The following is a 12,621-nucleotide window of genomic DNA, read 5'->3' as shown; positions in this document are numbered from 1 at the left end:
TCACAGAACCGCCGCGTCGGCGGCGAAGAAATGCTGTCGTTCGTCGGGCCAGGCCAGGCAGACCGTCGTGCCCGGCGCGCTGCGCAGGTGGCCATTGACCCGCACCGCCACGCCGCCGCACGAACCCAGGCGGCATACCGCCACCGAATCGGCGCCGAAATATTCCACGCTTTCGATGACGGCCGGCATGCCGTCGGCATCGATGCGGATGTGTTCGGGCCGCAGGCCCAGCGTGGCGGCGCCGGCCGGCGCGTTCGCCAGGGCCGGCCCCTGGGTGCCGGCGACGACGGGCCGGCTGTCGTGCGTGTCCAGGGCGATCAGGTTCATGGGGGGCGTACCGATGAAGCGCGCCGCGAATTCGGTGGCCGGCCGCGCGTACAGGCCATCCGGCGTATCGAGCTGCTCGATGCGCCCGCCGCGCATCAGCACCACCTGGTCGGCCATGCTCATGGCCTCGGTCTGGTCGTGGGTGACGTAGACCATGGTGATGCCAAGCTCCTGCTGCAGCGCGCGGATTTCGCGCCGCATGTCATGGCGCAGCTGTGCGTCCAGGTTCGACAGGGGCTCGTCCATCAGGCATACCGGCGCCTCCGAGATTACCGCGCGCCCCAGCGCCACGCGCTGCTGCTGGCCGCCCGACAACTGGGCCGGCTTGCGGTCCAGCAAGGCTTGCAGGCCCAGCAGCCCGGCCACGCGCGCAAGCCGCCGTTCGTAGTCGCGCGCGGGCTCCTTGCGCACCTTCAGGCCGAACAGGATGTTCTCGCGCACGCTCAGGTGCGGGAACAATGCGTACGACTGGAACACCATCGAGATGCGCCGCTTGGCTGGCGGCAGGTCGGTGACGTCACGGTCGCCGATGCGGATCCGGCCGGAGGTGGGCGTATCCAGCCCGGCGATCATGCGCAGCGTGGTCGACTTGCCGCACCCCGAGGGACCGAGCAGAACCGTGAAGCTGCCGGCCGGCGCCGTGAAGCTGACGCCGGAGATCGCCGCGGCTTCGCCGTATTGCTTGGTAAGGTCGTCCAGAACGAGATGAGACATGCCATTTCTTGTTTGTTGCGCGGAAGCTCAATTCTGGCCGCAAATGAAATCCTTTTCATTCTGCGGTGCAAACATGACGCCGCCATGTCAGCGGCGGCGCTTGTTTCACTCGTCGATCAGTTCCCCGCCCTCGTGGAACGGATACGGCCCCGGATAGCTCTCGATATAGGCATGGTGCGTCACGAGCGCGCCATCGCGCCATTCGTGCAGGTGAAAGCCGGGCGGTTCCATGACGAACGCCGACGGGCCGTCGGGCCGCAGATCCAGCGCGACCTGGTGGGCCGGGCTGGGGCAGGTGGAAGCGATCGTGCCGCCGAAACGCTGGAAAATGGTGCGGTGCAAATGGCCGCACATGATGCGTTCGACGTTGGAATGGCGTGCGACCAGGGCCTCCAGCTCGGGCGCGCCGGCCAGCAGGCCGATGGCATCCATGTGGGCGATGCCGGTGCGAAACGGCGGATGATGCATCACGATGACGGTCGGACGGCCGGGTTGTTCGGCCAGCCGTTGCGCCAGCCATTGCAGGCGGCGTTCGCACAATGCGCCGTGGCTTTGCTGCGGCACCACCGTGTCGAGCACGATGAAGCGCAGCGGCTGGTCCTCGATGGTGTATTGCACGAACTCGCCGGCCTCGCGCAAGTAAGGGTGATCGGCGAAGGTGGCGGCAAGCTGGACGCGGTCGTCATGATTGCCGGGCAGTACATGGTAAGGCGCGCGCAGCGCGTCGAGCATCTGCTTGAGGTGCGTGTATTCCTGCGGGCGCCCGAAGTCGGTCAGGTCGCCGCTGACGATGACCAGGTCCGGCGCCGGCTCCAGGCGGTTGAGCGCCGCCACGGCCGGCGGCAGGTAGCGGTCGGTCTCGACCACGCGATAGGCCTTCTGGCCCGGCATGCGGATGTGCAGGTCGCTGATTTGGGCGATAAGCATGGCGTTCGATGTTCCAGGAAATTCAATGGGCCGCCAGCACCACGCTGACGGACTGGCCGGTCTGATAGGTGCTGTCGGGCGCCGCGATGGCGGCGAACTGCTGGCCGTCGTCGAGGCCGATTTCGTAGCGTACCGAGCCGCCCAGGAAGAAGCGGGCCAGCACGCGAGCGTGCAGCGCTCCGTCGCACGGCGCCTGCAGGCGGGCGTGATGCGGGCGGAATGCCAGCGGTTCGTCGCCGGCAACCAGCAGGCCGTCGCGCGTGGCCGCGCGGACGCGGCACAGCGTGCCCAGGAACTCGCCGACGAAGTCGGTGGCGGGCTCGCGGTACAGCGTTTCGGCATGGCCGATCTGTTCCAGCCGGCCCGCCGACATGACCGCGATGCGATCGCCCAGCATCATGGCCTCGTCCTGGTCATGCGTGACGATGATGGTGGTGATGTCCAGGCCGCGCAGCATCTGCGCCAGTTCGACGCGCAGGTGCTCGCGCAGCTTGGCATCCAGCGCGGTCAGGGGTTCGTCCAGCAGCAGCACGCGCGGCTCGATGGCCAGCGCGCGCGCCAGCGCCACGCGCTGGCGCTGGCCGCCGGAAAGCTGCGAGATGCGGCGTCCGGCCAGGGCCTGCAGCTGTACCAGTTCCAGCATCTGCCGCACGCGCGCCGTGCGCGCCGCCTCGGCCATGCCGCGTACGCGCAGGCCATAGCCGACGTTGTCGGCCACCGTCATGTTGGGAAACAGCGCATAGCTCTGGAACACCACGCCAACTCCCCGCGCTTCCGGGGCGAGCGCGGTGACGTCTTCGTCGCCATAGAGGATGCGGGTGCCGGCGTCGGGCTGCTCCAGGCCGCAGATCAGCCGCAGCAGCGTGGTCTTGCCACAGCCCGAGGGCCCCAGCAGTGCGAGAATCTCGCCGCCCGGAATGTGCAGGTCCAGCGCCTGCAGCGCGCGCGAGCCGTCCGGCCAGGTCTTGGCGCAGTTTTCCAGCGTGATCGATACAGAGGCGCTCATGTTGCGGTCTTCTCGTTGGTAATGGGAGCATTGGCGGCATGGCGTTCGCCGCGGTCGGCCAGCCATTGCAGGCCGACCAGCAGCGGCATCAGCATCAGCAGGAACACCAGGGTATAAGCCGAGGCGATCTCCAGCCGCATGGACGCATAGCTGTCGGCCAGGCCGACCGGCAGCGTCTTGGTCAACGGCGTGTGCAACAGCCAGGTGAGATTGAATTCGCCGATCGACAGCGTCAGCACGGTCAGCGCGCCGGTCACGATACCCGGCGCCGCGTTGGGCACGACCACGGTCAGGAAGCGGCGCAGCCGCGACGCGCCGAGCGTGGCGGCTGCCTCGTCCAGCGTGGCGAGATCGGCGCCGGCCATGCTGGCGCGGGTGGCCCGCACCATGAAGGGCAGCGTGAAAAGCACGTGGCCGATCACGATGAACCAGATGCTGCCGCGCAGGCCGCTGACCGTGCCCCAGGACACGATCAGCGCCAGCGCCGAGGCCAGCCCCGGCACGGCCACCGGCAGGGTCAGCAGTTCCTCGAGCGCGCGCGCCATCCGGCCGTGGTGCAGCGTCAGGACCCAGGCCGCCGGCACCCCGGTCAGCGTACAGACCAACAGGGTCAGCAGCGCCACGGCGAACGAGCGCCAGATCGTATCGGCGTACAGATCCCAGACTTCGATCACCCAGCGCAGGGTCAGGCCGCTTTCCAGGCCCACGAAGTAGTTGCGCGTCAGGCCGGCCAGCACGGACAGCACCACCGGGCCGATCAGGAACGCGGCCACCGCCAGCGTGACGGTCAGGCCCAGGCGGGCGTCGGTCTTGGAATACATCGCGGACATGCCGGCCTCCCTCAAGCGCCCGCGCCGGCGCGCGCGCCGGCCAGGCTGTGCGCGGCATACAGCACCGCCCAGGTTGCCAGGCCCAGCACGATGGACAGCGCCGCCGCCACCGGAATATTGGCGTAGTTGGTGAATTCGTTATAGATCGTCAAAGGCAGCACGTCGATCTGCGTGGCCAGCGTGAACGCCGTGCCGAAGGCCCCCATGCTGGTGGCGAAGCTCATGGCGCCGGCGCCCAGCAGCGCGGGCGTGAGCGCGGGCAGCTCGATATCGACGAAGCGGCGCCACGGCCGCGCGCCCAGCGTGCGGGCCGCCTCCAGCAGGCTGACGTCGATCTGCTGCGCCGCCGCGGAAATCATGCCGATGGTGCGCGGCAGCGAAAAATACAGGTAGCCCAGGAACAGCCCGCCCATGCCGTAGGCGAACACCATGGGCTCGCCGGTCATCCATTCGGTCAGCGAGCCGATGACGCCCTGGCGGCCGGCCAGCAGGATGATCAGGAAACCCACCACCACGCCGGGAAACGCCAGCGGGAACATCAGCAGCGCGACCAGCGCGCGGCGTCCGGGGAACTCGCGGTGCCAGGCCAGGAAGCGGCCGATCGGCAGCGACAGCAACAGCGTGGCCAGCGTGGCGACCAGCGACAGCGCCACGGTATTGAACAGGCTGCGCCAGTACTGCGGGCTGGTGACCACGATGTAATACGCCGAGTGGCCTTCCTCGACGGTGGCGCCGGTCAGCGCCAGGCTGGCCATGGGCCGCAGCCAGAAGGCCAGGAACAGCGCCGCGGCCGGCGCAGCGAACAACAGCCATCCGCGGCGCTGCATATCAATTCACCTCTTTGGCGTAGCGTTCGGAGAAGCCGCGCTGGGCCGCCGACATCTTCACGTAGTCCACCGTACCGGCGCGCGCGTATTCGCTGGCGGGCAGGAACTTCTTCTGCGCCTCGGCCGAGATCGCCTCGGCACGGACCGGGCGCAGGAAGGCATTGGCCCAGATGGCCTGTCCGCGTTCGGACAGCGTGAAATCCAGCACCTTGCGGCCGTTGTCCGCATGCGGCGCGTTGGCCACCAGGCTCATCACGTACGGCACGGCGATGGTTCCTTCGGCCGGGATGACGAAGTCGACGTTGGCCTCGTCCTTGTACTTGGCGCGATAGGCGTTGAAGTCATAGTCGATCAGGATCGGGATTTCGCCCGACAGCACGCGCGCATAGGCGGTCTGCTTGGGCACGATGGGCCGGTTGGCGCGCATCTTCTTGAACCAGTCGATGGCGGGATCGAAGTTGTCCAGCGTGCCGCCCAGCGCGCGGTTCAGCGCCACGGCGCCGACATAGCCGACGAAGGCCGAGGCCGGATCCAGGTAGCCCACCATGCCGCGGTACTCGGGCTTTTGCAGGTCGGCCCACGACTTGGGCACCGGCTTGCCGCGCAAGGCGTCGACATTGACCATGAAGCCCAGTGTGCCGGAGTGGATGGCGAACCATTTGCCGTCGGGATCCTTCATGCCGTCGGGGATTGCGTCCCAATGCGCCGGCTTGTAGCTTTGCACCAGCCCGTCCTTGTCGGCCTGGATGCCGAACGTGACGCCGTAGTACACCACGTCGGCCACCGGGTTGGCCTTTTCGGCGGCGATCGACGCCAATGCCTGCCCCGAGTTCTTGTTGTCGCCGGGCACCGTAATGCCGGTGGCCTCCTTGATGGCCTTGAGCTGGGTGGCCCAGTCGGCCCATTCGGGCGGACAGTTGTAGCAGATGGCGTTCTGCGCCTGGGCGGCGCCGGCGCCGATCGCCAACGCCAGCAGCGTGCCGCGCAACGCGGCCTGGATGATGCGTTTCATGGTGAGGGTTCCTCTTCGGGGCGTGGGGCGGCGGCGACGGTGCCGCCAGGGAAGATGCGATAGGGCAGGCGCGCCGATTCGATCGGCACGCCCTGTTCCATGTGGGCCAGCAGGCGGGCGCACGCGGCCGCGCCGATGTCGCGGCTCGGTTGCGCGACGGTGCACAGCGTGGGCACCATCAATGCGCCGATCGCCACGCCGTCGAAGCCGCACACCGAGATGTCGCGCGGCACGCGCAGGCCCAGTTCGACCAGATGCGCGATGACGGCCGTGGCCAGCAGATCGTTGGAGCAGAACAGCGCGGTAGGGGCATGGGCGGCCTGCACGGCCTGCTGCAGGGTGGACAGGTTCGAGGCGGTGTGCGTGGGCATGGCCAGGTGCGCCACAGGTTCCAGCCCCAGCGTGCGGGCCGCGGCGCGCGCGCCTTCGAGGCGGCGCCGCGCCCGGTCCGAGGCGGCCAGCGGCCCGGTCACCAGCGCGATGCGGCGGTGTCCCAGATCGGCCAGGCGTTGCACCATGTCGCGCGCGGCGGCGCGGTTGTCGACCGACACAAAAGGGTGCGACCCCGATTCGTTATAGGCCAGCACATGCGGCACCTGCGCCTGTTCGAGGGCTTGCAGCGTGGCATTGCGGGCAGGGTTGCCGACGGTCAGGATCAGGTCGTCGATCTGGTGGTCGATCAGCGCCTGCACGGCGTCGGCCTCGATCGCGGGCTGGTAGTTGGTCGTCGCCATCATGACGCTGTAGCCGGCGCGGCGTGCATACTGTTCGGCGCCCTCGAAGCAATCGGCGAATACCGGGTTGGTCAGCGTGGGCAGCAGCAGGCCGATGGTGCGCGAGCGGCCGGCGCGCAGGCTGCGGCCCACGCGGTTGGGCCGAAAGCCGCTGCGTTGCGCGACCGCTTCGATATGCGCGAGCGTATCGGGCTTGAGCAGCGCGGGCTGGTTGAAGGCGCGCGATACTGTGGCGGGAGATACGCCCGCCTTGCGGGCGATCTCGATGATAGATGGTCGGCCTGGCGGCTTGCGGCTCACAGCGTGCCTCGCGAGGAATTGTCACGATGAAAACGATTTCATTCTAGGCATGCAGCATGACAACGATGTGTCACGGCGCCACCTTAGTCGAAATTTCCCAAAGCGCCAACGACATTGCATCGTGCAGTGCCGCAAGTTTTGCGCCATGCGCCGGGTTGCTTCTACACTCGAAGCGCGGCGCGCGCGTTCCGAAAACAAATATTGCGGCGTCGCGCATATTGCAATCCGAGTCGTGCATAAAGACATCATTGGGGAATGGGGAAAGCGATGAACCTGAATCGCATCAGCGCGTCCGAGGCCGCGCGCCTGCTGAATCGGCGCGACCTGACGGCCGAGCAATTGGCGCGGGCCTGTCTGGCTCGTATCGAGCAGCGCGAGCCGGAGGTCCAGGCCTGGACCGCGCTGCGTCCGGACGCCGTGCTGGCCGCCGCGCGCGAACTCGACCGTGGCCCGATACGCGGCGTGCTGCACGGCCTGCCGCTGGGCGTGAAGGATATGTTCGACACAGCCGATCTGCCCACCGCCTATGGGTCCGGCATCTACCAATCGCATCAGCCGCGCGCCGACGCCGCCGCGGTCGCGCTGTGCCGCGACGCGGGCGCGTTGGTGCTGGGCAAGACCGCCACCACCGAGTTCGCCACCTACCACCCCGGCCCCACGCGCAATCCGCGCAACACGGCCTATACGCCGGGCGGCTCGTCCAGCGGGTCGGCCGCGGCCGTGGCCGGCGACATGGTGCCGCTGGCGCTGGGCACGCAAACTGCCGGCTCGGTGATACGGCCGGCCGCGTACTGCGGCGTGGTGGGCTACAAGCCCAGTTTCGGACGCATTTCGCGCGCCGGCCTGAAATCGCTGGCCGAAACGCTCGATACCGTCGGCATGTTCGCGCGCAGCGTCGACGACGTGGCCTTGCTGGCCTCGGTCTTGATGCGCGATGCGCGGCTGCGCGAATTGCGCTATGACGGCACCCCGCGCGTGGCCATGTTCCGCAGCCCGCAATGGCGCCATACCCTGCCCGAAACGCGTGCAGCGTTCGAGCGCGCCGCGCGCGCGCTTTCGCAGGCGGGCGCCGTCGTGGAGGAGCTGGCGCCGCTGCATAGCGATGTGATGGCCTACGAGGCCGCGCAGGCGCTGGCTTTCGAACGCATCCACTACCCATCGCAACTGAGCACCAAGCTGGCGGCGATGCTGGAGGCCGGCGCCGCGCTGACCGCCGAGCAATACCTGGCCCACCTGGCGCAGGCGGGGCAGGCGCGCGCGAAAGTGGCCGAATGGCTGCAGCGCTACGACGTGCTGCTGGCGCCCAGCGCTACCGGCGAGGCGCCGTTCTACGACCAGGGCACCGGCGATCCGCTGTTCTGCCGGGCCTGGACCTTGTTCGGCGTACCGTGCGTGCACCTGCCGTTCGCGCAAGGGCCGCAAGGCTTGCCGGTGGGGCTGCAGGTCGTGGGAGGGTTTCGCGACGACCAGCGCCTGCTGGCGATCGCGCGCTGGATGAATGGCGTGCTGGCGGCGGATTGACGCTGCCGGGGTAGCGGGTGCCGGTCCCCGCACGGGGAGCGACTCCTGCGGCAAGGGTGCCTGTCCCCGCCGGGACAGGCACACTGCTGTACGCCATGCGGCAGGAGTGCCTGTCCCGGCGGGGACGGGCACCCGAGGGGTTACGCGGCGACGGCTTCGGTTTCGGTGGCTTGCGTGGCGGCGACGTGATGGCGGTTGACGGCGCCCAGCACAGCCTTGAAGGAGGCAGTGACGATGTCGCGGTCGATGCCTACGCCGAAGCCGGTGGGCGAATCGCCAACGCGCACTTCCACGTAGCAGGCGGCGCGGGTGTCGGTGCCGGTGCCGATGGCGTGCTCGTGGTAGTCCATGATGCGCACAGGCACGTCCAGCGCCGCCACGAAGGCCGAGATCGCGCCGTCGCCGCTACCCTTCACGATGCGGCGCTCGCCGTTGAAGCTGAGTTCGGCCTCGATGCTGAAGTGCTTGCCCTCGCCGGCCGACGGATCGCCGTCGATACGGTGGCGGACCAGCTGCCAGGGCTGCTGCTGCGCCAGGTATTCGCTGTCGAAGATCGTGTAGACGTCGTCCGAGGATACCTCGCGGCCGGTTTCGTCGGTAACGCGCTGGATGGCGCGGCTGAATTCGATCTGCAGGCGGCGCGGCAAGACCAGGCCGTGCTCCTGTTCGAGCAGGTAGGACACCCCGCCCTTGCCCGATTGGCTGTTGACGCGGATGACGGCGTCATAGCTGCGGCCCAGGTCGGCAGGGTCGATCGGCAGGTAAGGCACTTCCCAGGGAGCGTCGGCCTGCTGTTGCGCGAAGCCCTTCTTGATGGCGTCCTGGTGCGAGCCGGAGAATGCCGTGAAGACCAGGTCGCCCGCGTACGGATGGCGCGGATGGACCGGCAACTGGTTGCAGTACTCGGCGCAGCGGCGCACTTCGTCGATGTCGGAGAAGTCCAGGCCGGGGTGCACGCCCTGCGTATAGAGGTTGAGCGCCAGCGTGACCAGGTCGACGTTGCCGGTGCGCTCGCCGCTGCCGAACAGGCAGCCCTCGATGCGGTCGGCGCCGGCCATCACGGCGAATTCGGCGGCCGCCACGGCGGTGCCGCGGTCATTGTGCGGGTGCACGCTCAACACGATGCTGTCGCGGCGCGCGAGGTTCTTGTGCATCCACTCGATCTGGTCGGCGTACATGTTGGGCGAAGTCGCCTCGATGGTGGCCGGCAGGTTGAGCACCATCTTGCGCTGGGGCGTGGCGTACCATTCGTCGGCCACCGCGTTGGAGACGTCGAGCGCGAATTCGGGCTCGGTGGTGCTGAAGACTTCGGGCGAGTACTCGTAGCGCCATTGCGTTTGCGGGTACTTCGCCATGTACTGCTTGACCATGCGCGTGCCGGTGACCGCGATGTTCTTGATTTCGTCGCGGCTCATGTTGAACACGATCTTGCGGAAAGCCGGAGCGCAGGCGTTGTACAGGTGGATCATGGCCTGCCTGGCGCCGGCGGCGGCCTCGACGGTGCGGCTGATGAGATCTTCGCGCGACTGGGTCAGGACGATGATGGTGACGTCGTCCGGGATGCGCTTTTCATCGATCAGCTTGCGCACGAAGTCGAAGTCGGTTTGCGACGCCGAAGGGAAGCCCACTTCGATTTCCTTGAAGCCGATCTTCACCAGCTGCTCGAAAAAACGCACCTTGCGTTCGACGCTCATGGGCTCGATCAGCGACTGGTTGCCGTCGCGCAAGTCGGTGCTCATCCAGATGGGCGGCTGGGTGATGCGGCGGCTGGGCCAGGTGCGCTCGGCGAAGTCGCGCGCAAAGGGTTGGAACGGTACGTATTTGGTGGCGGGGTTGGCGAGCATCATCAGTACACCTCGATCGGTTTCTTGTGAATCCCGTAGAGCCAGCGGTAATGGCGTCGGCCATGGTGACGGCCGCGCATGGGGCTGGCCCACTGCATTGCGTTGGTCGTTTCGCGGGCAGTTTGGCCGTAAATCGGCCAGATTCAGTTTAATAAAACGGGGGAAAACGCGTGTGGCGAGCGTACGGCTGCCGAGCTACCACGGGGCACTAGGCCCGGCAACCGATCGGTAGGCGTAGTAGCGATAGGGCGGTGGGGGACACCGCGAGGCGCAGGCCGGCCACGGCCGCATTGGAGCGGTCGTAGGCAATCGCGAGGAAGGTGCGTTGGGCGGCCATAACCTATAGTCAAACACATTTCCCGGCGCAGCGCAAATGTAAACGGCGCGCCAGGGCGCGCCGTCAGGCCGGTCCGGGATGCGCCCAGGCGCTCAGCGCGCCGGCCCGATATGCGGCTCGGCGAGCCTGGGCTCGACCGCGCGCGGTTCGGTAATCCGCGGCTCGGCATGGCGCGCCGCGCCGGGGCGCTCGTCGGGGCCCGGCCGGTGCGCCGGCGCATCCAGGATGCCGGATTGCTCGCGCACCAGCGCGATCTTGCCGATGCGGTTATGCCGCAGTTCGGTGTGGGCGCGTTGCGAATCGCCCACGGTGAGCGGTTCTTCGCGCTCGCCCCACACCCAGCGCAGCACGTCCAGGACCTCCGGCGAGAGCCGCGGCGCCAGGTCGGACAGCACGTCGGTGGGGACCACGGCGGCGCGGCCAGCGGCGATGCTGGATCCCAGCCAGGCGCGTATGGAGAAAAACACGATCAGCGACCAGATCGCCACCACGCCCCACCAGAAGTAGGGGTTGACGCGGGTCAGCATGTCGACGGTCTGCTGGCCCAGGGCATGCATGCCCTCGAACGACAGCGACTTGCCGAAGGCCAGCAGCCAGGCGGCCACGAGCAGCCAGATGACGGCGGCGATGGCGACCACCACGATCCGGAATATCAGGCGGGGGAGCGCCAGTTTCAACAAGGCCTGGCCGATCAGGCGGCCGTCCTGGCGGATGCGTTCGGGCGAAGTGGGATTCATCATGCAAAATATTGTACCTATGACTCGTCCCGCGCTAGAACTTCGTCCTGGTCAACATTTGACGTTGACCCCTCAACTGCAACAGTCGATCCGGCTGTTGCAGCTGTCGTCGCTGGAGCTGGAGGCCGAACTGTCGCAGGCGCTGGCCGAGAATCCGTTGCTGGAACGCGACGAAGATCCGGCGCGCGAGGAGCAGGCCGACCCCGAGCGCGAGGCCTCGGTCGAGGCCGACGAGGCGCCGGATACCGAACTGCGCCTGGACGAGATGCCCGGTTCGGGCGGCGTTCTTCCCGACGACGACAGCGACCTGCCGCAGGCGGCGCGCCCGGATACCCTGCGCGAACACCTGCTGGGGCAGCTGGCGCTGACGCGCGCCGCGCCGCGCGGTGCGGCGCTGTGCGGTCTGCTGATCGACGAACTGGACGAGAACGGCTACCTGGATTCGCCCCTGGAAGAGATCCTGACCTGGCTGCCGGCCGAGGCGCAGGCCGACCTGGACGAGCTGCGCGCGGCGCTGGCATTGCTGCAGTCGTTCGATCCGGCAGGCATCGGCGCGCGCGACATGGCCGAATGCCTGCAACTGCAGTTGCGCCAGCCCGATCCGGCGCGCCTGCCCGAGGCGGCCGATGCCGAGGTGCTGGCCTGTGCGCGGCGCATCTGCGCGCAGCATCTGCCCTTGCTGGCCACCGGCAACGTGGCCCGCGTGCGCGAGGCCGTGCAATGCGACGAGGCGGTCGTGCGCGCCGCGCATGCGCTGATCCTGCGCCTGGAACCGCGGCCGGGCCGCGCCTGGACGGTGCCGGCGGCCGATTACGCCATTCCCGACGTGATCGTGCGCCGTACCCGCCAGGGCTGGCAGGCGGTGCTCAACAGCGCCGTCGTGCCGCGGCTGCATGTCAATGCCGTCTATGCGCAAGTGCTGGGCGGCCAGCGCCAGGGCGGCAACGCCGGCCTGCAGGCGCAGCTGCAACAGGCGCGCTGGATGATACGCAACGTGGAGCAGCGCTTCGACACCATCCTGCGCGTGGCGCAGGCGATCGTGGCGCATCAGCAGGCGTTCTTCACCCAGGGGCCGGCGGCCATGCGGCCGCTGATCCTCAAGGACATCGCCGGCGAACTGGATCTGCACGAATCGACCATTTCGCGCGCGACGACGCAGAAGTACATGCTCACACCGTTCGGTACGCTGGAGCTCAAGCGCTTCTTTGGCGCGGGCGTGTCCACCGATGGCGGAGACGCCACCTCGGCCACCGCGGTGCAGGCGGTGATCCGCCAGATGGTGGCCGACGAGGATCGCGCCAAGCCCTTGTCGGACAGCCAGATCATGCAGCGCCTGGCCGACCAGGGCATCGTCATTGCCCGCCGCACGGTGGCCAAGTACCGCGAGGCGCTGCGGATTGCGCCAGCGACGCTGCGCAAGGCCCACGCCGCGGGTCGTTAGGACGCCTCCTAATTTGCCCCTGATTTCAGGTAGTTAGCTGCGGGATTCGTTGCAAATTTGCCGC

11 protein-coding genes are annotated in these 12,621 nt (G+C 68.0%); 2 read left to right on the top strand and 9 right to left on the bottom strand.

Annotation, left to right across the window (positions count from 1 at the left end; all coding sequences use genetic code 11):
• From LK409_RS19970 to LK409_RS19940, 7 genes are all read right to left on the bottom strand, one after another.
• Window positions 1-1,041, bottom strand: coding sequence for an ABC transporter ATP-binding protein (locus tag LK409_RS19970; RefSeq protein ID WP_010929521.1), 1,041 nt, complete (start codon window positions 1,039-1,041; stop codon window positions 1-3).
• A gap of 105 nt (window positions 1,042-1,146) precedes the next feature.
• Window positions 1,147-1,968, bottom strand: coding sequence for a phosphodiesterase (locus LK409_RS19965; protein ID WP_010929520.1), 822 nt, complete (start codon window positions 1,966-1,968; stop codon window positions 1,147-1,149).
• Window positions 1,969-1,990: 22 nt separating this feature from the next.
• Window positions 1,991-2,974 carry an ABC transporter ATP-binding protein gene (locus LK409_RS19960; protein ID WP_003815920.1) on the bottom strand — a complete coding sequence of 328 codons (984 nt, stop codon included), beginning with the start codon at window positions 2,972-2,974 and terminating at the stop codon, window positions 1,991-1,993.
• Window positions 2,971-3,804, bottom strand: a complete 834-nt coding sequence (locus LK409_RS19955) for an ABC transporter permease (RefSeq protein WP_041937327.1) — start codon at window positions 3,802-3,804, stop codon at window positions 2,971-2,973. Before LK409_RS19955 ends, LK409_RS19960 begins: the two co-directional genes overlap by 4 nt.
• Before the next feature lie 11 nt (window positions 3,805-3,815).
• On the bottom strand, window positions 3,816-4,631 hold the full coding sequence (locus tag LK409_RS19950; RefSeq protein ID WP_010929518.1) for an ABC transporter permease: 816 nt from the start codon (window positions 4,629-4,631) through the stop codon (window positions 3,816-3,818).
• Window position 4,632: 1 nt separating this feature from the next.
• Window positions 4,633-5,643: an ABC transporter substrate-binding protein gene (locus LK409_RS19945; protein WP_003815914.1), complete on the bottom strand. Its 1,011-nt coding sequence runs from the start codon at window positions 5,641-5,643 to the stop codon at window positions 4,633-4,635.
• Window positions 5,640-6,677 carry a substrate-binding domain-containing protein gene (locus tag LK409_RS19940; protein ID WP_010929517.1) on the bottom strand — a complete coding sequence of 346 codons (1,038 nt, stop codon included), beginning with the start codon at window positions 6,675-6,677 and terminating at the stop codon, window positions 5,640-5,642. Before LK409_RS19940 ends, LK409_RS19945 begins: the two co-directional genes overlap by 4 nt.
• Before the next feature lie 267 nt (window positions 6,678-6,944).
• Here LK409_RS19940 and LK409_RS19935 point away from each other — a divergent pair, with 267 nt between their 5' ends.
• Window positions 6,945-8,198, top strand: a complete 1,254-nt coding sequence (locus LK409_RS19935) for an amidase (protein ID WP_076879839.1) — start codon at window positions 6,945-6,947, stop codon at window positions 8,196-8,198.
• Window positions 8,199-8,338: 140 nt separating this feature from the next.
• Here LK409_RS19935 and leuA read toward each other — a convergent pair whose 3' ends face one another.
• Together leuA and LK409_RS19925 are read right to left on the bottom strand one after the other, a co-directional pair.
• Window positions 8,339-10,045 (bottom strand): 2-isopropylmalate synthase, encoded by a 1,707-nt coding sequence (gene leuA / locus LK409_RS19930; protein WP_010929515.1) that lies wholly within the window; start codon window positions 10,043-10,045, stop codon window positions 8,339-8,341.
• Between the two features lie 426 nt (window positions 10,046-10,471).
• The gene (locus LK409_RS19925; protein ID WP_010929514.1) at window positions 10,472-11,119 is read right to left on the bottom strand and encodes a hypothetical protein; all 648 of its coding nucleotides are present in this window, start codon (window positions 11,117-11,119) and stop codon (window positions 10,472-10,474) included.
• 16 nt (window positions 11,120-11,135) lie between these two features.
• Here LK409_RS19925 and rpoN point away from each other — a divergent pair, with 16 nt between their 5' ends.
• Complete coding sequence (gene rpoN / locus LK409_RS19920; RefSeq protein WP_440588487.1) at window positions 11,136-12,557, top strand: RNA polymerase factor sigma-54; 1,422 nt, start codon at window positions 11,136-11,138, stop codon at window positions 12,555-12,557.
• Window positions 12,558-12,621: the final 64 nt, after the last annotated feature.

Origin of the sequence: Bordetella parapertussis (genome assembly GCF_020735925.1) — a bacterium.
Classification (GTDB): Bacteria; Pseudomonadota; Gammaproteobacteria; order Burkholderiales; family Burkholderiaceae_B; genus Bordetella; species Bordetella pertussis.
Note: the sequence above shows the minus strand (reverse complement) of the source record. Positions and strands in the feature narration are given on the sequence as shown.